The following is a 23,554-nucleotide window of genomic DNA, read 5'->3' as shown; positions in this document are numbered from 1 at the left end:
AATTCGGAGATCCGCCCGCGACGCTGCGGGCCGGAACGAGGCGGTCGCGCGCGTCCGCCCGGCAAGGGGCGACGATCATCGAAGGGGTCCGGATATGCGACGGCGAGAGTTCCTGGGGGCGTGCGGGGTCGGCCTGGTCGGTTTCCCGGGGGTCGGGACGCGAGCCCGCGCCGAGGGCGTCGAGATTCACCGCGATTTCGACGTGGTGATCGCGGGCGGTACGACGGCGGCCTTCGCGGCGGCGGTGGCGTCGGCGGAGAGCGGGGCGAGGACCTGCCTGATCGAGCCCACCGACTGGGTCGGCGGCCAGATCACCGCGAGCGCCGTACCGGCGATCGACGAGGCCTGGCACACCATCAAGGACAAGAAGACCGGCGAGGAGTACAAGGTCTTCGCGATCGCCCGCGACCGCGCGAACATGACGCCCAACTTCCGGGCCATGCTCGACGCCACCGGCAACCCCGGCAAGGGCTGGGTCAGCAACTACTGCTTCGAGCCGAAGAACTTCCTGGCCGACCACCTCCTGCCGCTGGAGAAGAAGCTCGTCGACCAGGGGACGCTCGTGGTCTTCCGCGAAACCGTCATCAAGACCGTCGAGGCCGACCCGGCCCGGGGGCTGGTGACGGCGATCACGGCGATCCGGCGCACGCCCAGGGCGGGCGTCGCGGCCGGGGGCTACGACGTCCTGCCGTCGAAGGACCTGCCCGACTGGTACAGCCCCGAGCCTTCCTCGCGGTTCGAGAAGGCCGTGCTCCGGTTCGAAGCCCCCAGGGGACGCGACGTCGTCTTCATCGACGCGACCGAGTGGGGCGAGGTCCTGGTTCTGGCCGGGGCCCCGTACCTCCAGGGGGTCGAGTCCGAGGACGGCGGCCGCGAGGGGGACGACCGCTGCGGCCAGTCCACGGTCTTCGACTTCGTCCAGCGCTACGCCGCCGAGCCGGCCGACGAGCCCGCCGGCCCCGAGGGGGTCTCCGGCTTCGGCTACGACGAGTTTCAGGGCAAGGCCGAGGCCTGGGACAAGATCTGGACCTACCGCCGCATCAAGAGCGCGAAGGGGGGCGGCCCGGCGGCCGTGGGCGACCTCTGCCTCCAGAACTGGGGCTACTCCGCGAAGCTCAAGGCCGGCGGCAACGACTACCCGTTCGGCTACCTGTTCCTCACCCGCGCCGAGACCGACTCGCAGAAGGGGGACTGGAAGGGGGGCGTGGACCTGGGCGTGATGTCCGAGGCCGAGCGACGGGCGCTGGGCTGGCATCACTGGTTCAAGGCCCACGCGCCCGAGGGGATCGACCCGCGTCAGCTCCTGCTCGCCGGCGAGGTGCTGGGGACCGGCCACGGGCTGGCCAAGCTGCCGTACATCCGCGACACCCGCCGCTCGGTCGGGCTCGACGGCTTCCTCCTCAAGGGGACAGACCTGGCCGGGTCGATCGCCAAGAAGACCGGCCGACGGTTCCACGACCGCGTGGCCCTGGGCGCGTATCCGTCCGACGTCCATCCGATCTCGACCTGCTCGATGCCGGCGTACATCGTCTCGGCGCACGACACGCTGCCGTTCTACATCCCGTTCCGCTCGCTGACGAACGAGACGTTCGGCAACCTGCTGGTTGCCGGCAAGACCATGGCGCAGAGCTTCCTCGCCAACGCGGCGACCCGCCTGCACCCGATCGAGTGGTCCAGCGGCACCGCCGCCGGGGTCGCCGCCGCCGACATGGCCCGCAACGGCCGGAGCAGCCGCGACGAGCTGGAGCAGATCGAGCAGCTCCAGGCCCTCGTCCGCGCCAAGACCCCCACCGAGTGGACCATTGAGGGCAAGCTCTACCCCGGCCCGGAGGCCGAGAAGGCGGAGTGAGGCCGGCAGGCCGGCAGGCCGGCAGGATAAAGTGGGCTCGGGCTGGTCCCTTGAGCCCACTCTGTGCTCTCGTCCCACCTCGACCGGGCTGAGTGGATCGATTCTCCTATAGCACAAGCTTCACCATCGGCGACGCCTGAGCGGGGCGCACTTCGGGGACGACTCGGAACCAGGTCAGAATCTTTCCGACTCCTGTTGAGTACATCAGCTCCTCGTCGGGCCGACGCTACAATCGTGGCAATGGTCAGGCCGAGACCTCGGTGCTTTGGATCGTCGCGCATTCTCAGAGGTTGGTCCCAGGAGCTCCGGGCGGACGCCAGCCGTGTGCCTCGAAGGCCGGAGAATCGGGAGGAGTCATGGCGAACTGGTTTCGCAAAATTCGAAGAATTAATGTGTTTGGATTTGAAATAGAGTTTGACCACTCTGGCGGGGAGGTCGCCCCTCCTGGGCCAACAGGGGGAGACAAGCCCGAGGGCGGGACTTCGGAACAACCGGAAAGAATCCCGATCGATATCCTGAGATCGTCTAAATCCGTACCGCCAGGGGCTCGCTTGACGGCTTACGGGACAGTGATTCGAGCGATGGGGAAAGACCTGGGCCTCCGCGTCCGGAACGAGGAGGAGGTAAGGCGGTTCTGGCGGGCCAATCAGATCGATACAAATCTCGACTGGTTCGGCCCGGGGGCGCCCGTGTTCTCCATCGGTCGCGCCCGAGATATCAAGAAATGCCGCGAGGGTGATGATGCCAGCATCACGGTGGAAGTCGTGGACCGTGCGGGCGGCAAACGCGGTTGTCGAACGGTCGATTTTGAGATTCAGCCACGATCTTAACTGAGAAGCCGTCATCGACAGCAGACGGATCATTCCGGAGCAGGGGCGACCGGCTCCGCTGCGGCTTCGGGCTCGGGCGAGGTGGGCTCGATCTGGGCGTCGACGGCGAAGTCGAAGCTGCCGCCGTCGGGGGGGATTTCGGCGGTGAGGGGGGTCTTCTCGGGGGAGACGTATTCGGGGGGGAGCTTCTCGACGGCGGTCGCCACGGCGGGGTCGGGGACGAAGCCGCCGCGTGGTTCGAGGCCGAGGACGCGGCCGTCGGCGGCGACGAGGTAGCTCAAGGCGACCTTGTACTTGCCGGGGATCGCGCCGGGGCGGGCGGCGGTCTCCAGGGTGTAGCGGCCGTCCTCGTCGGTCTCGCCGTGGGCCGGCGCCCACTCCTCGGGGATGAAGGTCACGACGACGCCCGGGAGAGGCTTGCCGCCGACCGTCACGACGCCCGAGACCGGGGCGAGGGCCTCCAGCTTGGCGAGGCGAGCGTCCACGGTGTCCTCCTCCGATCCTCCGCCGCAGCCGGCGGCCAGGACGGCGATCCAGAGGAGGGAGGCGAGGCCGATCGGGCGGCGGATTCGGGCGTTCATCGGGGAGGGCTCCTGATCGTGGCTGGCGGGGTCTACCTGGCGGCGGCCTGCTTGACGACCTCGCCCTTGGCGATGTCGAAGTCGAGCGGCTTGCCGTCGGCCTTGACCTCGGCCTCGAACTCGGCGGGGGGATCGAGCTTCTTCCCCTTGCGGCCCCCCTTGGACGAGCCGGCGGCGGACTTCTTCATCTCGCCGAGCATGATCGGGTCGTCCTTGAAGGCCTCCTCGACGGAGGCGTCGATCTCGATGTCCGGGATCGCGGCGCCGGGGGTGACGGTCACCTTGTACTTGCCGGGGGCGAGGCCCGAGCGGGTCTTGAACCGGGCGAGGTAGGTGCCGGCGGGGCCGCTGGTGTCGCCGCCGGGAGTCTGGTCGGCGTTGCTCGGGTCGGGCTGGAACGAGACCGAGGCGTTGCCCAGGGGCTCGCCGTTGCGGAGGACCTTCCCCTTCACGGGGACGAGGGCGATCGAGTCGTCGGCGTCGCCGCAGCCGGCGGCGAGGCCGAGGAGGATCGCGACGGGCGCGAGTCGCCGGGTCGTCTGGCGGAGGTTCATGCTGGGGGCTCCCTCATGAAAGACCCGCGGCGAAGCCGGTGCAGGGCGTCGCCGCGGGTCGGTCGTTCGGATCGGGCTCGACGCGACGCGATGGGGGTCAGAGCGCGTCGGCGCTGACGACCTCGCCGCCGGCCATGGTGGCCGCGGCCCACCAGGTGACGGGGCTGATCGAGTTCTTGATGAACCGGACGCTGCCGTCGGCCATCAGCATGTTCACGCCGCCGGCGTGCTTGCTGGAGAAGACCCAGGCGTAGGGGGCCTTCTTGGCGAACGCCGTGGCGGTCGGGTAGAGGTAGCCCGAGACGCCGTTGGGCATGAAGGCGATGGCATGTTCATGCGTCGGGGGGAGGATCCGGCCGTGGACGGCGGTATGCGTGCCCGAGCCCCAGTAGGGGCCGAACCGGGCGGGGGCGGCCTGGTCGTACTTGGAGACGCCGTTGACCGACTCGCCGGCGAGGAACGTGTTGCTGGTGCCGTCGGTGATGGCGGAGATGGAGGTGGCCAGGTCGTTGAAGAAGGGGCCCTTCTGGCCGGCGTCGACGCCGGTGGAGGCCGGGCAGAAGTAGTCGGTGTAGAGCGTGGTGTTGAGCTGGTAGTTCGCCCGTCGGGCGTTGATCCGGCGGTACGGCCAGGCGGCGGTCGTATTGGGGTCGTTGACCGCGTCGGGCTCGTTGTCGCTGGGGCACCAGAAGGCGTTGATCATCGTGCCGACGACCGTCGTGTTGACCAGGTCGGAGCCGATGACCACGGTGTTCACGCCGCCGAAGGCCGTGTTGTTGCCGGCCTGCTCGAAGTTGTAGGCGTTGGCCAGGGCGGTCTGCTCGAAGTAGGGGAGGATCAGGGCGAAGGCGGTCGTATTGAGGACCCGGCCGCCGGGATTCAGCGCGGTGCAACTGCCCGAGTAGATCTTGGCCGGCGGAAGCGCGCCCACGGCGCTCAGGTAGTTGTGGAAGGCCAGGCCCATCTGCTTCAGGTTGTTGGTGCACTGGATCCGGCGGGCGGCCTCGCGGGCCGACTGCACGGCCGGCAGCAAGAGCGCGATGAGGACGGCGATGATCGCGATCACGACCAGGAGTTCGATCAGCGTGAAGCCCCGACGGGGCTCGCCGCGTTGGATGGCGGTCATCAGAATTGACTCCTCAGACGAGCAGATCGGGCAGGGACGGGCGCAACGGAGCGTGCGCCTCGACGATGTCGCGACGTCTGTCCGCGAACGACGGCATGCAAGGGAAGTGGGAGAGTGGAGATCACCTTAGAGGCTCTCCCCGACTCCGACAATTCAATATTCGGCATTCGTTTTCTAACTTTCGGCCTACCATGACGGTTGTCGCTGCGGCCCCCTCGGGGCTACCATGGAATTCGTTCAAAGTCTTCGGACGATCAGTGATTCTCCTCACCGACGATTCGGCGAGTCCCTCCTGCGCATGGCAGCACCTTCGAAGCCTCTTTGCACCCGAGACGGGCCGCCTCACGTCGCCCTGGTGGTCCAGACCTCGATGGCCTACGGTCGCAAGATCCTCCAGGGCGTGGCCCGATACGCGCGCGAGAACGGCCCCTGGACGTTCTACTTCGAACCCCGGTCGCGGCAGGACCCCCTGCCCCCCTGGCTGGCCTCGTGGGACGGCGACGGGATCATCCTGGGGGTGACGAAGTCCGGCGGCGAGTTCCGCCCCCCTCGCAGGCTGCCGATGGTGAACCTGGACGACCAGGCGGGGCGGCCCCACATCCAGAGCGACCACCGGGCGATCGGCGCCGTGGCCGCCGAGCACCTGCTGGAGCGGGGCTTCAAGCGGTTCGCCTTCTTCGGCTATCCGGGCTTCCGCTGGTCGGCGGCCAACTACGAAGGGTTCGCGGAGCGGGTGCGCCGCGAGGGCTGGGAATGCCGGCTCTACCGCGGCGGGCAGACCGCCTCGTGGGGCCACCAGCTGCCGGCCTGGGAGACCGAGATGGAGACGGCCTCGCGCTGGATCGCGTCGCTCCCCAAGCCCCTGGGGCTGATGGCCTGCAACGACTTCCGGGGCATCCAGGCGCTCGAGGCCTGCCGCCGCGCCGGGGTCTCGGTCCCCGAGGAGGTCGCGGTGATCGGCGCCGACGACGAGACCCTCGCCTGCGAGCTGGCGAACCCCCCGCTGTCGAGCGTGATCCCCGACTGCGGGGCGATCGGCTACCAGGCCGCGGCGCTGCTCGACCGGATGATGCGCGGCGGAAGGGCGCCCCGGACGACCCTCATGATCCCCCCGGTGGGGGTCGCCGTCCGCCAGTCGACCGAGATCACGGCCATCGAGGAGCCCTGCGTCGCCGAGGCCCTCCGGTTCATCCGCGCCCACGCCTGCCGGGGCATCCGGGTCGACGACGTGCTCGACCACGTCGACGTCTCCCGCAGCAAGCTCCAGCGCCTCTTCCGCGAAGAGATCGGCCGCACGATCCACGAGACCATCGCCCGCGAGCGCATCCGTCGCGTGGAGCAGCTCCTGATCGAGACGAACCTCGGCTACGAGGACATCGCCGAGAGATCCGGCTTCACCTATCTCGGCTACATGAGCACCGTCTTCCGACGGGCCACCGGCGTCACCCCCGCCGCCTACCGCCAGCAGCACGCCCGCGACCGCGCGCCCGGCTCCACCCCCTGAGCCCGCCCCCTCGCCCGCCTTGACGTTGAAAGACGGGCGTCATATCATTCCGGCGCGATGCGGACGGGCGGATTGGCTGGGGGGCCCTGCGATGCGGCGACGGGTGGTGGTGACGGGGATGGGGATGATCACGCCGGTCGGCAAGGACGTGGAGTCGTCCTGGTCGGCGCTCCTGAGCGGCAAGGGGGGCGTGGGGCCGATCACGCTCTTCGACGCCGGGACGTTCGCGACCCGGATCGCGGCCGAGGTCCCGGACTTCGACCTGGCGGCGTACCGGCCCGACGCGGCGCGCTGGGTCGATCACAGCCGGACCTCGCAGTTCGCGCTGGCGGCGGCGACCCAGGCGGTCGCGCAGGCGGGGCTGGACGTCGCCGGGCTGGACCCTTCGCGGTTCGGCGTCTACCTGGGCTCGGGCGAGGGGCAGCAGGACTTCGGCCGTTTCGTCGCCCTGGTCCACGGCTCCAGCCGCGAGGGCAAGGTGGACACCGCGCGGTTCACCCGCCAGGGCGTGCACGGGCTCCACCCGGTGCGCGAGGCCGACCAGGAGCCGGGCAACGCGGCCGGCCACCTGGCGTCGGTTTTCGGGGCCCGGGGCGCCAACCTGACCTGCCAGACCGCCTGCGCCGCCAGCGCCCAGGCCGTCGGCGAGGCCTGCGAGTTCATCCGCCGCGGCGAGCTGGACGTGGTGCTGGCCGGCGGCGCGCACAGCATGATCCACCCGCTGGGGGTCACCGGTTTCATCCTGCTGACGGCCATGTCCACCCGCAACGACGACCCCGCCCGCGCCAGCCGCCCCTTCGACCGCGACCGCGACGGCTTCGTCCTGGGCGAGGGGGGCGGCGTGCTCGTCCTGGAGGATCTGGAGCACGCCCGGGCGCGCGGGGCGACGATCCTCGGCGAGGTCGCCGGCCACGGCTCGACGGCCGACGCCTTCCGCCTGACCGACAGCCACGACGAGGGCCGGGGCGCCGTCGCCGCCATGCGGATCGCCCTGGAGGACGCGGGCCTGGAGCCGTCCGACATCGGCTACATCAACGCCCACGGCACCAGCACGCCGTCCAACGACTCGATCGAGACGCTCGCTATCAAGAAGGTCTTCGGCGAGGGGGCGTACGCCACGCCCATCTCCAGCACCAAGAGCATGACCGGGCACCTGGTCTCCGCCGGCGGCGCGGTCGAGGCCGTCGCCAGCCTGCTGGCCATCCGAGACGGCCTGCTCCCCCCCACGATCAACCTGGAGAACCCCGGCCCCGACTGCGACCTGGACTACATCCCGCACAAGGCCCGCGAGCGCCGGGTCGACGCCGTGCTGTCCAACAGCTTCGGCTTCGGCGGCCAGAATACGGCCCTGATCCTCAGGCGGTTCGTCGACTGACCGCGACGGATGGGGATGTCTCGTTCCCCGGCGACTCGCTAGAATCCGGACTTCGGACACGGATCATCCAGGGAGGTCGTCGGAATATGAACGCGGAATCGGGCGAGGGTGCGGGCGCGGATCGGGAAATCGTGGTCGTCTCGGGCCTGCCGCGCTCGGGCACCTCGCTGATGATGCAGATGCTCGACAAGGGGGGGATCCCGGCCGTCACCGACAGCCTGCGGACCCCCGACGTCGACAACCCGCGCGGCTACTACGAGTTCGAGATCGTCAAGAAGATCAAGGAAGACGCCTCGTGGATCCCCGAGACCCGGGGCAAGGTCTTCAAGATGGTCTCGCAGCTCCTCTACGACCTGCCGGCCTCGGAGACCTACCGCATCGTCTTCATGCGGCGCGACTTCGACGAGATGCTGGACTCGCAGGAGAAGATGCTCGCGCGCCTCGGCCGTCCCTCGGCCCCGCGCGAGGAGATCAAGCGAGCGTTCACCCAGCATCTCGACCGCCTTTTCGCCTGGTTGGAGAAGCAGCCGAACATGCCCGTGCTGTTCGTCAGCCACGGCGACCTCGTCGCCGAGCCCCGCGCGCAGGCCGAGCGGATCAACGCCTTCTTCGGCGGCCGGCTCGACGTCGAGGCGATGGTCGCCGCCGTCGACCCCTCGCTCTACCGCAACCGCAAGGCCGAGCCCGCGGGCTGAGCCGAGGCCCCCGATTCGGTCCCCTCGGGCCTGGCGACGAGCGGTCGCGTAACCTGTCCGGGCCCGTCCTCTCCCTTCAACGCCCGGAGACCGCGATGCCCGTCCCGTTCCGATGGCTTCCCGCGCTCGTCGCGCTCATAGCGCTCATCGGGGTTGACGCCCCGGCGGCCCCCCCGGTCGCGATCGACCCGATCGAGCTGAAATCCCCGGACGGCCGGCTTCGCGTGGCGATCGGGCTCGGCGACGGGGGGCGGCCGGCGTTCGAGGTCTTCCGGGGCGGCGAGGCGGTCGCCGCCGGCTCGTTGGGCCTGGACCTCGCCGGGGCCCGGCCGATCGGTGACGGCCTGCGGATCGTCGCCGAGCGCCGCGAGGAGCGCGACGCGACCTATCCGATCCCGGTGGGCAAGGCGTCGTCGGCCCGCGACCGCCACAAGGCCCTCGTCTTGACGCTGGAGGAGACGGGCCCGCCCGGCCGGCGGCTGGAGGTCGAGCTCCGGGCGTTCGACGACGGAGTAGCCTTCCGGTATCGGATCCCCGAGCAGGCGGCGATCGGCGCCTTCACGATCACCGACGAGGCGACCCGGCTCACGTTCCCCGGCGATCCGAAGGCCCACGCCTTGCCGCTCGACGGCTATACGACCTCTTACGAGAAGTACTACGAGACGCTCCCGACCTCCGCGATCGGCCCCGATCGCCTGATCGGCCTGCCGCTGCTGCTGGAACGTCCGGGAAAGGCCTGGATCGCCGTGACCGAGGCGGGCCTGACCGACTACGCCGGGCTTTACCTCGCGGGGGATGCGGCCGACCCGGGGACCCTCCGCGCCCGGCTCTCCCCCCTTCCCGGCCGGAAGGACGACGCGAAGGTGGTCGGCGAGGCCCCGCATGCGTCCCCCTGGCGGATCCTGATGATCGCCGACGATCCCGGCCGTTTTCTCGAATCGAACCTGATCTTCCACCTGAGCGACCCGCCGGCGATCGCCGACGCGTCGTGGATCAGGCCCGGCAAGACCCTGTTCCCCTGGTGGAACGGCTACGCCCCCGACGGCCTGGACTTCAAGCCGGGCGTGGACACGGCCACGATGAAGCACTACATCGACTTCTGCGCCGAGCACGGCATCCCCTACCACTCGCTCGACGGCCTCGACATCGCCTGGTACGACGGCCCCATCCAGCCCGAGGGCCCCATCGACGTCACCACGGCCGCCCCCTCCATCGACATGCCCGAACTGCTCCGGTACGCCCGGGAGAAGGGCGTGCGGCTCCGCCTCTGGCTCCACTGGAAAGCCCTGCGTCCGCAGATCGACGAGGCGTTCGCCACCTATGAGAAGTGGGGCGTCGAGGGCGTCATGGTCGACTTCATGGACCGCGACGACCAGGAAATGGTCCGCTTCTATCACGAGATGGCCGAGAAGGCCGCCCGCCACCACCTGACGCTCACCTTGCACGGCGCGTACAAGCCGACCGGGATGGAGCGGACCTGGCCGAACGTCCTGAACTACGAGGCGGCGCTCAACCAGGAATACAACAAGTGGGACTCGAACGCGAGCCGCGGCGCGCCCCCCTCGCACAACCTGGATATCGCGTTCATCCGGGGGATCGCCGGGCCCGTCGACTACCACCACGGCGGGATGAGAAACGTGCTTCCCCACGATTACCGGCCTCGCAACGTCGCCCCGCCGGTCCAGGGGACGCGCGGGCATCAACTGGCGATGTACGTCGTCTACCTGGACCCGCTCCCCATGATGGCCGACACGCCCGAGGCCTACCGCGGCCAGCCCGGCCTGGACTTCTTGACGGACGTCCCCACCAGCTGGGACGAGACCCGCGTGCTGCACGCCGAGTTCGGCCGCTGCCTGGTGGTCGCCAGGCGCAAAGGGGACGCCTGGTATCTCGGAGGGATGACCGCCGTCGAGGGCCGGCAGCTGGACCTGGACGTGGGCTTTTTGAAGGGCGAGTACGAGGCAGATCTCTGGCTCGACGACCCGAGCGTCGGCCCGACGGCGCTGATCCGGCGTCGCGAGGCGGCCTCGTCGGCGGCCCCGCTGAGGCTCGCGGTCCCGCGCGACGGCGGATTCGTGGCGAGGCTCAGGCCGGCGGCGAGATGATCGGAGGTTCAGGCTTCGAAGGAACGAAGGCGGAGCCGACACGAGGTCGGCTCCGCCCTTATGCGTTTCCGCGCTTGATTCGCGTCGCGGTCGTCGCTCAGCCCTGCTTGGAAGGGGCGGCGATCGCCTGGGTCGACGGGGCTACGGCCTGGGGGGCGGGGGCGACGGCCGGGGCGGCGTACTCGACCGGGGCGTAGACGACGGGGACCATCCGGTTGACCTTCTTGTAGGCGGTGACGGCCACCTGCTCGCAGACCTTGTGGGGGATCTGCTTGGTCACGACGCGGGGCTGGCAGGTCCAGGTCACGACCGGGACGTTCTCGGTCACGACCTCCTGGACCATCGTCTTCTGGGTCACGCGGCGGACGTCGTTGACGACCTCCTGGACGTAGCGGGTGCGGGTGACCGGCACCTGCCGCGTCTGGCACTCGCGGACGAACTGGGTCACCACCACGTCCTTGACCGTCGGCACCGCCGTGTAGGTCGTCTGGGCGACGACGCGGCACTCGCCGCAGGCCGACTTGTGGTGCAGGCCGCACTTCTTGACGGGGACCGTGACGTACTGCGTCGACGGGACGTACTCGCAGGACTGGACCTGCTGCGTCGTCTGGACCGGGCGGCAGACGGTGTAGTTCTGGGTGACGTAGTCGGTCTCGACGATCGGCTTGCAGACGACCCGCTGGACCGGGACCTCGATCGTGTTGTAGACCGGCTTGCAGACGACCCGCTGGCGCTGGACGTAGTTGGTGACCGGCACCTTCTCCATCACCGTCTTCTGGACCGTCTCGTACTCGGTCCGCCACTGCTTCTTGTAGACCGTGTACGGGATCAGCTCGGTCACGCACTGGTAGGCCGGCTGCGCGACCACGCAGGGGGTCTTGTGGCACGTCCCGCAGGCCGAAGCCGTCTCGGCCGCCATCAGCAGGCAGGCCGCCATCGCCAAACTCATACGGATGCGCATCTTCGTCTCCCTCCGGTTGTCCATCAGCAATTCGTCTCTCGCCCAGGTCGCTCGCTCGTTGCCGCCCGCTGAGACGTTCGAGGGTATTCTACAACATGGGCAAAAAGAGCAACATGGAAAAATTGTGTCGGTCAGGGGCTTTAGGCTGTTCGGCGTCGGGTTACGAAATAGCAAAACCGGGGCCAACCCCGTCCCTCTTGCCTAGATCCTCAGGAAGAGCCGACGGCGGTACATCCAGAATAGCATAAGCCATAGAATCGCCAGGGTCGCCGCGCCCTGGGCGATCGGCTCGTACTCCGGGCCGAAGGCCTTGAAGGCGTCGGGGCCGAGGTGGGTGTGCAGGGCCGAGACGAGGAATTCCTCGACCAGGTGCGCCAGGCAGTAGGCGGCGATGGAATTCATGCCGATTACCCGGAGCGGGAACGCCCAGCGTTTGAAGCCCAAGACGTCCATCACCAGGTAGAGAGCGGTCAGGATCAGGAAGCAGATCCCCCCCGAGTAGAGCGTCCACGACGGCGTCCAGATCCGCTTGACGACGGGGACGAGCCCCGCCGCGCCGAGCGCCCAGCCGGCGGCCGTCGCGAGGATCCCGGCGGCGGCCAGCAGGCCGATCTTCGACCAGGGTGGCCGTCGCTCCTTCAGCAGGCCGCCGGCGAGCAGGCCGAGGATCATGGTCCCGAGCGTGGGGATAAAGCTGAGCGTGGCGTAGCCGCCGCCGTTGTAGAGGAACGGCTTCTCGCGCGGGAAGAGGTTGAGGAACCACGTGTCGAAGGCCCAGGCCGGGTTGCTGTTCTTGTTCCAGTGGGCCTGGAAGCCGCTCATCAGGTGCGGCCAGTCGGCCGGCACGCCGTGCGCGGGGTAGTCGAAATCCGGCCCCGGCGCGGGGTAGACGGCGAACAGCAGCCAGTAGCCGACCAGGATCGCCGCCAGGGCCCCCCCCTGCACCTTGCGCGAGGTCCAGCCCAGCAGGAACAGGAACGGATACCCCAGGCCGATCTGCGACAGCGTGTCCTCGAACGTCCAGTACGTCTGGGGCCGCCCGACCGACCTCAGGAAGACGCCGAGCAAGATCAGGATGAGCGCCCGCCAGAGCGCATGGGCCGTCATCAGCCCGCGCGACTGCCCCCTGGCCATCCGCGACGCGATCGAGAACGGCAGGGCGACGCCCACCAGGAACGAGAACGACGGCTGGATCATGTCGTGGAGGACGCAGCCGATCCACTCGACATGGTCCTGCTGCTCGGCGAGGAACCGCCAGACGCCGCTCTCCGGGAAGTTCCGGGCCATCGCGCCGAGGCGGAGGACCTCGGCCATCATGAGGAACATCACCAGCCCGCGATAGGCGTCGATCGAATCCAGCCGGGCGGTCGGCTCGACGGCGGGATCGGGGTCGACCACGGGCCTCGGTTGGGCCTCGGTCTCGACGGGCGACGGCTCGGTGCTCATATGTGGGTCTCATTGCGGCGGGGGCGTCGAGGGGGACACGTCGCAGCCACGATACCGGCTCCGAAAGGGGGAAGCGAGGTGCGAGGAGGTCCCCTGACGTCCTTCCCCCGCCGGGGGGAAGGACGATCGGCCCCCGATTTTGCAAGGTTCGTGAAAGCGCCGGCGTCGTCCGGGACACTATGATCTCAGACGAACGATCGCATCCCGGAGGGACGCAGGATGACGACGAGCCGAGGGGGCGGGCCGGTCCGCTCGATCCAGGCCCTGTACGACGTCGGCACGCTGTCGGGCCTCGACGACGCGGACCTGCTCGCCCGGTTCCTCGACGGCGGGGAGGGTGCCGAGGCGGCTTTCGAGGCCGTCGTGGCCCGCCACGGGGCGATGGTCCTGGAAGTCTGCCGCTCGGTCGCCGGCCCGGACTCCGACGACGCCTTCCAGGCGACGTTCCTGGTCCTGGCCTGCCGCGCGGCGAGCGTCCGTCGCCGCGGGTCGTTGGGCCCCTGGCTGTTCGGCGTCGCCCGACGCGTGTCGGCCCGCGCCCGCCTGAACGCGGCACGGCGACGGGCCCACGAGCGCCGCGCCGCCGAGGGCTCGCCCACGGCCCACGAGCCGCCCGGCCCGGACGACGACCTGGCGATCCTGATGCAAGAGCTGGCCCGCCTCCCGGCGCGTGATCGCGACCCCCTGATCCTCTGCCACCTCCAGGGCCTGACCTATCAGGCCGCCGCCGAGCGACTCCGATGCCCCCTCGGCACCCTCAGCGTCCGCCTCCGTCGGGCGAAGCAGCGGCTGCGGACCCGCCTCGAACGCCGAGGCGTTTCCGACCCGGCCCGGTCCCTCGCCACGATCCCCCCTCCCCCCGTCCCCCTCGCCCTGTCGACCGCGACCGCCAGGGTGGCGACCCTCGCCACCTCGGCCCTGGGCGTCGGCGTCCCGGCACCCGTCCTCACCTTGACCCAGGGAGTCCTGCGGACCATGCGGCTCTCGAAACTGATCGGAGCCTCCGTCGCCCTCCTCGCCCTGGCGGCGGGTGCCTGGACCTGGAACGCCTCGGCGGCCGATGACGGGGCGGCCCCGGCTCGGGAGGCGGCCGGTGCTCGGTCGCCGAGTAAGTATCGGCTGACCGGTCGGGTCGCCGATCCGGACACCGGCGAGCCGATCGCCGGGGCCACGATCAAGACTTATACGTCGGAGGTCGGCAAGAAGGAGGTGGCGGTCCGGTCCGCCCGGTCCGGCCCCGACGGTTTCTACTCGGTAGAGCTGGCGCCGGGGCACTGTTCCATGACGACGGTCGAGCCCGCGCCCGGCTGCTACGTCGTGACGCAGGGGCTGCGCTTCAGGCCGTTCGCGTTGTCGGAGGCCGTCCAGGTCGAGCGGCAGGACGTGCCGATGCGGCGCGGGGCCGCGTGGGAGTTCCGGCTTGCGTGGGCGCGCGACGGCCGCCCGGCCGAGCACGGCAGGGTCTACACCGAAACCGTCAACGCCGCTGCCGACGCCGACGCCGACGGCGTGGCGAGGATCGGGCTCCCCCGCGAGGGCGGCCAGATCGATGGCAAGATCGAGCCGCCCCGGAGGTGGGACGTCCGGCCGCTCGGATTCTCGCTCCGCCGGGACGACGGGTTCCGGCCCGAGGCCGTCCGGAGCGTGGCGCGGATGGAGGGATCGGATCGCTACCGGCTGATGGACGCCGAAGGCCGGTCGGCCGAGTTCGAGAGCAAGGACGGCGGAAGCATCGAGCCTCGCCTGGAAGCCGGCCGGCTGGCGATCCACATCGCCCTGCCCGAGTCCGAGCCGGGGGTGCTCGCCGCGGTCGGCGGGAAGGTCCTCGACCGCTCGGGCGCCCCCGTTTCCGGGGCCCTGGTCGAGGTCGCCTACGTCTGGAGGAACGCGGAGGGCTACGGCGTCGCGATGAAGGCTTCGGAATCCTGCCGGACGACGACCGACGGGAGCGGCCGCTATCGGTTCGACTGCATACCCGACGCGGTCTCGGGCGCCGCGCCGACGTCGCTGCAAATCGGGGTGAGCAAGCAGGGGTTCGCGGGTGCCGACACCGAGCCGCTCGACATCGAGCGCGGCAAGCCCGCGACATTCCCCGACCTCGTCCTGGTCCCGGCGTGCTCGGCGGTCGGCGTGGTCGTGGGCCCGGACGGCAATCCGGTGGAAGGGGCCCAGATCGAGAACCTCTCCAGGCGGATGCCCCGGATGCAGGTCGTTCGGACCGACGCCGCCGGCCGATTCCGGTTCGATGGACTGCCCGAAGGGCGCGCCTTGCTCTACGTTCAATTCGGCGAGTTGAGGGGGGTGGTCGGGTGGGCGTTCGCGGCCCCTCGCGACCCGGAGCCCGTCACGATCCAGCTCGCCCCCGAGCCGCGATTTGAAGGTCCTGCGCCCGCGCCGCGTGTGGAGGTCCCGCGTGTGGAGGTCCTCTGAACGGGACTCGACAGGCTCGCCCCGTCGGCCGGCACCTTGCTTCACGCCTCGGTCGGGGGGATGATGGCGGGAGACTCGCCGGACGGCGGGTCGTCCTCCGACCTTCGCGTGCGAGCTTCTTCCTTGCCTGGGTCCGGCCTCGACGCCCGGCGGGTGCAACGCCCGGCGAGTCTTCAGGAACGGCCGGACGAGATCCCGAGAGGCCCGCGCGGACATCCCCAGATTGAGGGAGACTCGACGATGACGGATCCCGTTTCGACCGCCGACGGCACGGCCGCGAAGGGCCAGACCCGGCGCGACTGCTTGAAGACGGCGGCCCTCGCCGGGGCGGCGTTCGCCGTGCCGACGATCGTGCCGGCCTCGGCCCTGGGGCGCGACGGCGCCGTCGCGCCGAGCGAGCGGATCACCATGGCGGGCGTCGGCCTCGGCCCGCGCGGCCAGTTCGTGTTCGACTGGATGGCCGTCGAGCCCGACGTCCGGTTCGTCGCCATCGCCGACGTCCAGAAGTCGCGCCGCGAGGAGGTGAAGGCCAGGATCGACAAGAAGAACGGCGACCAGGACTGCAAGACCTACGCCGACTTCGAGGAGATGCTGGCCACCCGCCCCGACATCGACGCCGTCCTCATCGCCACCGGCGACCGCTGGCACGCCCAGGCCGCCATCCGCGCCATGCGGCTGGGGAAGGACGTCTACTCCGAGAAGCCCTCCAGCATGACCGTGGCCGAGGGCCGCGCGGTGGTCGACGCCGCGAAGCGCTACGGCCGGATTTACCAGACCGGCACCCAGCGGCTCAGCGAGGGGCCGTTCCGGACGATCATCGAGCTGGCCCGCTCGGGCAAGCTCGGCAAGGTCCACACCGTCCGCGCCCACATCGCCCCCTGGGACTCGGCCGACCTCAGCCACGCCTGGCTCCCCGAAGAGCCCCAGCCGCCCCAGGATGAGGTGAACTGGGACGCCTGGCTCGGCGGCTGCCCCTGGCGGCCGTTCAACAGCGGCTACATCAAAGGCGGTTGGCGCGGCCACTACGACTTCCACACGAGCTGCATCGGCGAGTGGGGCGCCCACACGTTCGCCCAGGGCCAGGCCGGCATCGACGCGCTGGACACCTCGGCGATCGAGTATAGCTATGTCAAGAACGTCAGCGGCGACGGCATGGAGACCGCCTTCGCCAGCGGCGTGAAGATGATCCTCCAGCGCGAGGGCTGGCGGGGCTCCTGCGGCATGACCTTCGAAGGCGACGAGGGCTCCGCCTCCTGCGCCGACGGGTACGAAAAGCCCGACGTCTCCTCGCCCGCCCTGATGGCGGAAGGCGAGAAGCTGCTGGCCGAGTACGTCGAGAAGACCGGCCGGCCGATGAACCACGTCCGCGACTTCTTCGACTGCGTGAAGTCCCGCCGCTGGACCGTGGCCAACCCCGAGGTCATGCACCGCACGATGACCACCGTGCACGCGGCCAACGTCTGCATGTGGCTGAAGCGCGACGTCCACTTCGACCCGGTCCGCGAGGAGTTCGTCGGCGACGCCGAGGCGAACCGCTTCCTGACCCGCGCCCAGCGTGCCCCCTGGATCATCTGAACCTACCCGTCGAGGAATGCCGAGATGAAGACGCAAGCCGCCGTTCTCGCCGGGGCCGCCCTGCTGGCCGCCTCGTCGACGGCCCTCGCCCAGAAGGCCTCGCAGTCCGCGGGCAACCGCAAGCGCCAGGGGCAGGACGAATTGATCGAGGTCCTCAAGAAGGAGGACTCCCCCCGCAAGGCCCGGGTCGACGCCCTCCGCGTGCTGGCCCAGGTGGGCGACCGCGCGTGCGTGCCGGTCGTCGCGCCGCTCCTACGGGACGAGGAACTGGCCGACATGGCCCGCTACGCCGTCGAGCCGATCCCCGACCCTGCCGTCGATGAGGCCCTCCGCGCCGTGGTCGCCGAGGCCCAGGGCCGCCCCCTCGTCGGCGCGATCGCCAGCCTGGGCGTGCGTCGCGACGTGAAGGCCGTCCCCGCCCTGGCCGCCAAGCTCGCCGACGCCGACGCGCAGGTCGCCGTCGCCGCCGCGAAGTCGCTGGGCTGCATCGGCACCGCCGCCGCCGCCCAGGCGCTCCGGGACGCCCTCCCCAAGACGACCGGGGTCGCCCAGGCCGCCGTCGTCGAGGGCCTCTTCCGCGCGGCCGAATCCCTCGCCGCCCTCGGCCAGCGCCCCGCCGCCGCCGAGGTCTACGAAACCCTGGCCAAGGCCGCCCCGCTGGCCTGCGCCAAGGACGTCGCCGCCAAGCGGGCGGAATCGCTCCGCAAGGCGTGAACCCGCCGCCGACCACGCCGCCGCGGCACTCGCGCCGCGGCGGCGGGACTGGCTTCGATTGGGGTTCGGCCGACGCTCACCACCACTCCCGTGCCAGGCCGACGGCGAAGATCCAGAACGAGGTCGAGACGAGGGCCGCGCACCTCGTTAGGCTCGCGGCCTGGGGATGCCCGAGCCGGGCGAACACCGCCAGGCCCAGGACGAGGCAGAGGGCCATCGGCGCCTGATGATAGAGGGCGCTGGAGTCGCACTGAAGGATGAACCCGCATCCGCCGGGGACGAGGAGCCTCGGTGCGGACAAGCTGAGCAGGCAGCAACAGCCGGCAGCGCCGACCGATAAGACGTAGATGACGGCGGTCGTCGCGGCCTGGCCGGTGGGCGGCATGGCTGCGGGCCCTTTCGTCGTTAGGAGGCCTCGTAGGCCCCCACGGGGATGGCGCGGCGGATCTCGGAGACGCGGGACAGGTCGATCTCGGCGAGGGCGAGGCCGGAGGGGCCGTCGGGGGCGGTGGCGAGGACGACGCCCCAGGGGTCGACGATCATGGCGCGGCCGAAGCTCTCGCGGAGTTCGGACGCCGCGCCGTGGACGCCGTACTGGGCCGGGGCCAGGACGTACGCCTGGCACTCGATCGCCCGGGCGCGGAGCAGCTCGGCCCAGTGGTCCCGGCCGGTCCGCATGGTGAAGGCGGCGGGGACGCAGAGGATCTCGGCCCCCTCGCGGACGAGCCGGCGGTACTGGTCGCCGAACCGCAGGTCGTAGCAGACGCTCAGGCCGAAGCGGCCTAGCGGCGTCTCGGCCACGACGTGCTGTTCGCCCGGCTCGATCGTCCGCGACTCCATCGCGCGGACGGTTTCGGAGTGGTCCACGTCGAACAGGTGGATCTTGCGATAGGCCGCCAGCCGGGCGCCGTCGGGGCCGAACAGGACGCTCGTGTTCCGGCACCGCTCCGGGGTCGACCCACGCTCGTTGAACGAGCCCAGCAGGAGGTGGATCGCGTGCCGGCGCGCCAGGTCGGCGAAGAACGAGCAGGTCGGCCCGTCGAGAGGCTCGGCGAGCCTCACCTTCTCGTCGGCCGGGCCGAGGAAGTTGCTGTTCTCGGGCGTCCCCACGAACTTCGCCCCGTACCCTGCGGCGCGGGCGACGAGGGCTTCGATCTCGGCCAGGTTGCGGGCGACGTCGGTCGTGGCGGAAGTCTGGATGGCGGCGGCCAGGAACATCGGCGGGTCCTTGTCGGCTGCAAGCTTCAACGCTTCTGATTCCAGGCGGGGTTGCGATAGACCTCACGCTCGATCCGGTCGGCGCGGTCGAGCAGGCCGTCGGGCCAGCCGGCGGGCTCCGGCTCCATGCCGAGGGCGGGGACGAGGGCGGCGACGATCAGGTCGGACCAGGCCCGGGGGTCGTCGGTCACGTCGGCCAGGTCGGCCGCGCCGGGGAGTTCGGGGACGGCGTCGGCGCGCCTCAGGAGGAGCGAGCTGTGCTGGAGCACGGCCCCCGCCCTCCTCCGCTGGGCGCTGCCGACGAGCTTGTCGCCGCCGTGGACGAGGTCCTCGCCGTCGCGGCCGGCGAAGCAGAGGAACGGGTGGGCGGGCGTCGAGCCGGCCTCGTCGGGGGCGAGGTCGCCGTGGCGGCGGGCGTCGACGGACCGCGAGGCCAGCACGGCGGCCGTCGCGCGGTGCACGGCGCGGTAGAGGGCGGTGTTCGGCCGCGCCAGGGGGTGGCTCGACGGAATGACGATCGCGAACGTGATCTCATGTTCATGCCATATCGCCCCGCCGCCGGTGGCGCGGCGGACCTTTGCGGCGTCCCGCCAGCGCGGTTCGGCCTCGGTCTCCGCCCAGCGCTGGAAGTAGCCGAGGCTCAGGGTGGGCGTCGCCCAGCCGTAGGTGCGGAACCAGGCGGCCGACGGGTCGCGGGCGACGTGGTCCAGCAGGGCCTCGTCGATCGCCATGTTCGTCGGCCCCTCGGCGACGCGATAGGGGAGCACGCGGCAGATCATGGCGATGCGACGGCGTCGCGTTCTCCGTGCTGCGGAGTCGGCCGCGTCGGCGAGGACGCTGATCCCGATCGGCACCGCCTCATCGGCGCTTCGGGCGGCCGGTCAATCGGCGATGCCGCCCGCCGCATTGACGATCCTCGCTCCACTCGTAGTCCCTCCGCCATCGCCGGCGTACGGCGAGCAGAGGGGGCGATTCTCGGCCGTAGCAATGCACGTCCCCCTCGTGGCAGAAAAGGAACTCCAGCCCCCCGCCGCGGAGGACCAGGTCCGACTCGCCGAGTTCGAACGTCCCGTCGGCCTCGGCGTCCTGGATAAAGTGGATCAGGTCGCCGAGCGCCACGGGAATCTCCTCGAACTGGAGCCGATCCTCGCGGTCGCAGCCGAACCCGAAGGTCAGGAAAATCGTCTCGACGCCCATGGAGCGGAAGTCGTCGATCGAGGCGACGACTTCCGCGTCGAGTTCTTCGAAGGTCAGATAGCCGGTCGTCAGCTCGATGATGGAATCCATGATGCGGCCCTGATTGCGGGCCGTTCGCTCGGGTCAATTCGGGGCATCCCAGAAGCTCCCCTCGTGCCTTGTCCTCGATTCTATACTGGACGGGACGATCAACCAAGGACGAGGGGGGTGGAAGGCCCCGGGCTTTCCACCATCCATTGGAGACGCCTACTGATGACGCAGGAATCTCGCCGGGAGTTGCCGGTCCGCTCGCTGGGCGGCCTGGACGTGCGGGCGCCGGGGCTGGGCTGCATGGGGATGAGCGAGTTCTACGACCCGGCGAGCCAGGACGACGCGGAGTCGATCCGGGTGATCCACCGGTTCCTCGACGAGGGGGGCGACCTGCTCGACACGGCCGACATGTACGGCTCGGGGCGCAACGAGGTGCTCGTCGGCCGGGCGATCGCCGACCGTCGCGACCGGGTGGTGCTGGCGACCAAGTTCGGCAACGTGCGGGGGCCGAACGGGGAGTTCCTGGGCGTCCGGGGCGACGCGGCCTACGTCAAGGAGGCGTGCGAGGCCAGCCTCAAGCGGCTGGGGGTCGACCACATCGACCTCTACTATCAGCACCGGGTGGACACGAAGGTCCCGATCGAGGAGACCGTGGGCGCGATGGCCGACCTGGTCCGCGAGGGGAAGGTCCGGCACCTGGGCCTGTCGGAGGCGTCGACCGAGACGATCAAGCGGGCGGCGGCCGTGCACCCGATCGCGGCGCTGCAGACCGAGTACTCGCTCTGGAGTCGCGAGCCGGAGGTGGAGATCCTGCCGACCGTCCGGGCGCTCGGGATCGGCTTCGTGGCGTACAGCCCGCTGGGGCGGGGGTTCCTGACCGGCCAGTTCAAGTCGCCGGAGAACTTCCCGGCCGACGACTATCGGCGGAACTCGCCCCGGTTCCAGGGGGAGAACTTCCGGAAGAACCTCGACCTGGTGAAGGCCGTCGAGGAGTTGGCCGCCGCCAAGGGCTGCACGCCGAGCCGGCTCGCCCTGGCTTGGGTGCTCGCCCAGGGGGTGGACGTCGTGCCGATACCGGGGACCAAGCGGATGAGATACCTGGAGGAGAACCTGGGGGCGGTGGAGGTGGGGCTGTCGGACGAGGAGCTGAGGAAGATCGACGAGTTGCTCCCCGCCGGGGCGGCTGCGGGCGACCGCTACCACGCCCAGGCGATGCAGGCCGTGAACAAATGAGCGGGCGGCCGGTCGCGGCGCGGCAACTGGCCTTGGGCCGCGTCGCGCGTCTCTGGTAGAGTCTCAGGCGGCCAGGAGGGGCGGCACGCACGAGGAACGGAGCGGCGATGAAAACGCGCGGGCGGTGGCGGCTGTCGATGATGATGGCCTTGCTCTATGCGGTCTCGGGGGCCTTCTGGCCGCTCCTGGGCGTGCACCTGGCCGAGTTGGGGATCGACGGCCGCTGGCGCGGGCTGATCTTCGCCTCGCAGGCGCTCGCGGCGACGCTCCTGCCCCTGGGCGCAGGGCAGCTCGTCGACCGGCTGATGCCCACGCAGACGTTCCTCGTGCTGGCGTACGGCGCGGGGACGCTCTTGCTGGCGGCGCTCGCGTCCGGCTGGGTCGTGGGGGCGGGGCCGCTCTTCCTGACGTTCCTGCTCTACTTCTCGATCATCATGCCGACGCACAGCCTGAGCAGCTCGCTGGCGATGCGGAACCTGGACGACCCCCGGCGCGAGTTCGCGGCGGTCCGGCTCTGGGGGACGGTGGGCTGGATGGCCGTCGGCTGGCTGGTCTCCGGGGTGATGCTGGCGGTCGGCGGCGGCCGGATCGCGACCGCCGGGGGGATGCCCGAGGTCTTCTGGATGGCGGCGGCGATCTCGCTGGTCATGGCCTGCTACTGCGGGACGCTCCCCCACACGCCCCCCCTGGCCGGGGAGACGTCCGGCCGGGCGAACCTGCGCAAGGGAGTGGAGCTGTTGCGGGAGAAGGACGTCCGGGTGTTCCTGATCACCACCTTCGGCGTCTTCCTGACGATCCCCCTGGCGTACCAGGTCGTGCCCGGCTACCTGGCGGCGCGGGGGATGCCGCGGGCCTGGATCTCGACGGCCGTGTCGATCAATCAGGTCCCGGAGGTCGCGGCCCTGGCGGTGATGCCCTGGCTCCTGGGGAGGATGGGTTACAAGGGGACGATGGCGATGGGGCTGGGGGCCTGGTTCCTCCGGTATCTGATCCTGGCGACGCACCCGCCGCTCGCGGTGGCGGTGAGCGTGGGGGTGTTGCAGGGGGTCGGGATCGCCTGCTTCGCGATCGGCGGCCAGGTATTCCTGGACGGCCGCGCGCCGACGACCCACCGGGCGAGCGTCCAGGCGATCTTCCTGATCCTCTCGACGGGCCTCCCCTCGTTCCTGGGGAGCCTGGCGGCCGGCGAATGGGTGCGGCGGATCTCGCTGGGGGACGACGTGTGGGTCTTCCTCGTCCCTTGCATCCTCGATGGGGCGCTGTTAATTTACTTCTTGAGGGGATTCCGATCGCAGCCCTCGATCGTGGGCCGGCCGGGCGAGGCGGTCGCCGATGCCGACGCCGACGTTCTTCAACGACCCCATACCAGACGAGGCGTGGTGGCGTGCGTCGCGAATTTGATGACGGAGCCGGCCGATGGGTGATTATCTCCGCCTGTTGACCGTCGATGACCGCGACGTCCCCCTGGCCGCGCTGCAACGGGCCGTCCCCTTCGGTGCGGTCTGGTCGGTTGATCATCCCGGTATGCTGGGGAACTACCTCGCCATCGGCCCCGAGGCCGAGGACCTGCACGACGTCTGGGCCACCGTCGAGCTGAATCCGGTCGGCCCCAACACGCTCGGTGCCGAGGAAGTCGCCGAGTTCATCGACAGCCTGGAGACCGGCGGCCCCCCCTCGGCCGTCCGCTGGCTGAGCGACTACCTGGAGACCGTCCGCGCGATCTACGCCATCCGGATCTATCCCGAGGCGATCCGCAGCCGCCCCGAGGCGATCGACGCCGTCTACGCCGTCCGCTCGGCCCTCCGCGCCACGGTCGGCGGCGTCGGCCAGTGGGACGGCCACGGCTTCACCAACGAGGACGACCGCCTCATCTGGACCAGCGTCCGCACGAGCCTCCGGGGCATGGCCGACGCCGCACTGCTCGACGAATCCACCGGCGCCTGGATCCCCTTCGAACTCGACCTCGACGACGACCGCGCCCTCGCCGCATTCCTCCGCGGCGAACTCCCCCAGCCCGGCCGGGCGCCTCGCAAGGCCTGAAATGGGGCGTCCGTCACCACCGGGAGTTGGCCGACTCCGCCGCGCCCGAGGTCGTGCGACGATGGGCCGCGGACCCGCCCTCGTGGCTTGC

General features: G+C 70.4%; 20 protein-coding genes. 11 read left to right on the top strand and 9 right to left on the bottom strand.

The genetic code is table 11. The features are described 5' to 3' along the window. Positions 1 to 94 precede the first annotated feature (94 nt). The gene (locus G6O68_RS12590; protein ID WP_165248225.1) at positions 95 to 1,849 is read left to right on the top strand and encodes an FAD-dependent oxidoreductase; all 1,755 of its coding nucleotides are present in this window, start codon (positions 95 to 97) and stop codon (positions 1,847 to 1,849) included. An 859-nt stretch (positions 1,850 to 2,708) separates the two neighbouring features. Here G6O68_RS12590 and G6O68_RS12585 read toward each other — a convergent pair. From G6O68_RS12585 to G6O68_RS12575, 3 genes are all read right to left on the bottom strand, one after another. Continuing rightward, entirely contained in the window at positions 2,709 to 3,260 is a 552-nt protein-coding gene (locus G6O68_RS12585) for a carboxypeptidase-like regulatory domain-containing protein (protein ID WP_165248223.1), read from the bottom strand. A gap of 32 nt (positions 3,261 to 3,292) precedes the next feature. Further along, a complete protein-coding gene (locus G6O68_RS12580) occupies positions 3,293 to 3,814 on the bottom strand; it encodes a carboxypeptidase-like regulatory domain-containing protein (RefSeq protein WP_165248221.1) in 522 nt (173 codons plus the stop codon). A gap of 97 nt (positions 3,815 to 3,911) precedes the next feature. Next, positions 3,912 to 4,940: a DUF1559 domain-containing protein gene (locus G6O68_RS12575; RefSeq protein WP_165248219.1), complete on the bottom strand. Its 1,029-nt coding sequence runs from the start codon at positions 4,938 to 4,940 to the stop codon at positions 3,912 to 3,914. Positions 4,941 to 5,238: 298 nt separating this feature from the next. Between G6O68_RS12575 and G6O68_RS12570 the strand changes: the two genes are divergently transcribed. The 4 genes from G6O68_RS12570 (at position 5,239) to G6O68_RS12555 (ending at position 10,619) form a co-directional block, all read left to right on the top strand. Continuing rightward, the gene (locus tag G6O68_RS12570; protein ID WP_165248217.1) at positions 5,239 to 6,444 is read left to right on the top strand and encodes a XylR family transcriptional regulator; all 1,206 of its coding nucleotides are present in this window, start codon (positions 5,239 to 5,241) and stop codon (positions 6,442 to 6,444) included. A gap of 91 nt (positions 6,445 to 6,535) precedes the next feature. Beyond that, positions 6,536 to 7,819 carry a beta-ketoacyl-[acyl-carrier-protein] synthase family protein gene (locus G6O68_RS12565; RefSeq protein ID WP_165248216.1) on the top strand — a complete coding sequence of 428 codons (1,284 nt, stop codon included), beginning with the start codon at positions 6,536 to 6,538 and terminating at the stop codon, positions 7,817 to 7,819. Positions 7,820 to 7,905: 86 nt separating this feature from the next. Further along, positions 7,906 to 8,514, top strand: coding sequence for a sulfotransferase family protein (locus tag G6O68_RS12560; RefSeq protein ID WP_165248214.1), 609 nt, complete (start codon positions 7,906 to 7,908; stop codon positions 8,512 to 8,514). Between the two features lie 95 nt (positions 8,515 to 8,609). After that, complete coding sequence (locus tag G6O68_RS12555; protein WP_165248212.1) at positions 8,610 to 10,619, top strand: glycoside hydrolase family 97 protein; 2,010 nt, start codon at positions 8,610 to 8,612, stop codon at positions 10,617 to 10,619. Positions 10,620 to 10,716: 97 nt separating this feature from the next. On the opposite strand, the gene G6O68_RS12550 is transcribed toward G6O68_RS12555, so the two are convergent. Both G6O68_RS12550 and G6O68_RS12545 read right to left on the bottom strand, forming a co-directional pair. Then, a complete protein-coding gene (locus tag G6O68_RS12550; RefSeq protein ID WP_165248210.1) occupies positions 10,717 to 11,580 on the bottom strand; it encodes a hypothetical protein in 864 nt (287 codons plus the stop codon). Positions 11,581 to 11,781: 201 nt separating this feature from the next. Continuing rightward, complete coding sequence (locus G6O68_RS12545; RefSeq protein WP_240911156.1) at positions 11,782 to 13,026, bottom strand: acyltransferase family protein; 1,245 nt, start codon at positions 13,024 to 13,026, stop codon at positions 11,782 to 11,784. 219 nt (positions 13,027 to 13,245) lie between these two features. Here G6O68_RS12545 and G6O68_RS12540 point away from each other — a divergent pair, with 219 nt between their 5' ends. The 3 genes from G6O68_RS12540 (at position 13,246) to G6O68_RS12530 (ending at position 17,745) form a co-directional block, all read left to right on the top strand. Further along, positions 13,246 to 15,456, top strand: coding sequence for a sigma-70 family RNA polymerase sigma factor (locus tag G6O68_RS12540; RefSeq protein ID WP_165248208.1), 2,211 nt, complete (start codon positions 13,246 to 13,248; stop codon positions 15,454 to 15,456). Between the two features lie 240 nt (positions 15,457 to 15,696). Then, a complete protein-coding gene (locus G6O68_RS12535; protein ID WP_165248206.1) occupies positions 15,697 to 17,031 on the top strand; it encodes a Gfo/Idh/MocA family protein in 1,335 nt (444 codons plus the stop codon). A 24-nt stretch (positions 17,032 to 17,055) separates the two neighbouring features. Further along, positions 17,056 to 17,745 (top strand): hypothetical protein, encoded by a 690-nt coding sequence (locus tag G6O68_RS12530; protein WP_165248204.1) that lies wholly within the window; start codon positions 17,056 to 17,058, stop codon positions 17,743 to 17,745. Positions 17,746 to 17,821: 76 nt separating this feature from the next. On the opposite strand, the gene G6O68_RS12525 is transcribed toward G6O68_RS12530, so the two are convergent. From G6O68_RS12525 to G6O68_RS12510, 4 genes are read right to left on the bottom strand one after another with little or no spacing between them, the layout of a single operon-like run. After that, positions 17,822 to 18,130: a hypothetical protein gene (locus G6O68_RS12525; RefSeq protein ID WP_165248202.1), complete on the bottom strand. Its 309-nt coding sequence runs from the start codon at positions 18,128 to 18,130 to the stop codon at positions 17,822 to 17,824. A gap of 20 nt (positions 18,131 to 18,150) precedes the next feature. Beyond that, entirely contained in the window at positions 18,151 to 18,963 is an 813-nt protein-coding gene (locus tag G6O68_RS12520) for a carbon-nitrogen hydrolase family protein (protein WP_165248550.1), read from the bottom strand. A 26-nt stretch (positions 18,964 to 18,989) separates the two neighbouring features. After that, entirely contained in the window at positions 18,990 to 19,817 is an 828-nt protein-coding gene (locus G6O68_RS12515; protein WP_165248200.1) for a lipoate--protein ligase family protein, read from the bottom strand. A 4-nt stretch (positions 19,818 to 19,821) separates the two neighbouring features. Beyond that, positions 19,822 to 20,250: a hypothetical protein gene (locus tag G6O68_RS12510; RefSeq protein WP_165248198.1), complete on the bottom strand. Its 429-nt coding sequence runs from the start codon at positions 20,248 to 20,250 to the stop codon at positions 19,822 to 19,824. Between the two features lie 186 nt (positions 20,251 to 20,436). Here G6O68_RS12510 and G6O68_RS12505 point away from each other — a divergent pair, with 186 nt between their 5' ends. From G6O68_RS12505 to G6O68_RS12495, 3 genes are all read left to right on the top strand, one after another. Then, positions 20,437 to 21,423, top strand: coding sequence for an aldo/keto reductase (locus G6O68_RS12505; RefSeq protein ID WP_165248548.1), 987 nt, complete (start codon positions 20,437 to 20,439; stop codon positions 21,421 to 21,423). Between the two features lie 107 nt (positions 21,424 to 21,530). Beyond that, complete coding sequence (locus G6O68_RS12500; RefSeq protein WP_165248196.1) at positions 21,531 to 22,847, top strand: MFS transporter; 1,317 nt, start codon at positions 21,531 to 21,533, stop codon at positions 22,845 to 22,847. Further along, on the top strand, positions 22,840 to 23,463 hold the full coding sequence (locus G6O68_RS12495; RefSeq protein ID WP_165248194.1) for a hypothetical protein: 624 nt from the start codon (positions 22,840 to 22,842) through the stop codon (positions 23,461 to 23,463). The genes G6O68_RS12500 and G6O68_RS12495 overlap by 8 nt, the downstream gene beginning before the upstream one ends. Positions 23,464 to 23,554: the final 91 nt, after the last annotated feature.

The sequence above is a fragment of the Paludisphaera soli genome (genome assembly GCF_011064595.1).
GTDB lineage: Bacteria > Planctomycetota > Planctomycetia > Isosphaerales > Isosphaeraceae > Paludisphaera > Paludisphaera soli.
The sequence above is the reverse complement of the archived record's forward strand: the minus strand, read 5'-3'. Positions and strand labels throughout refer to the sequence as shown.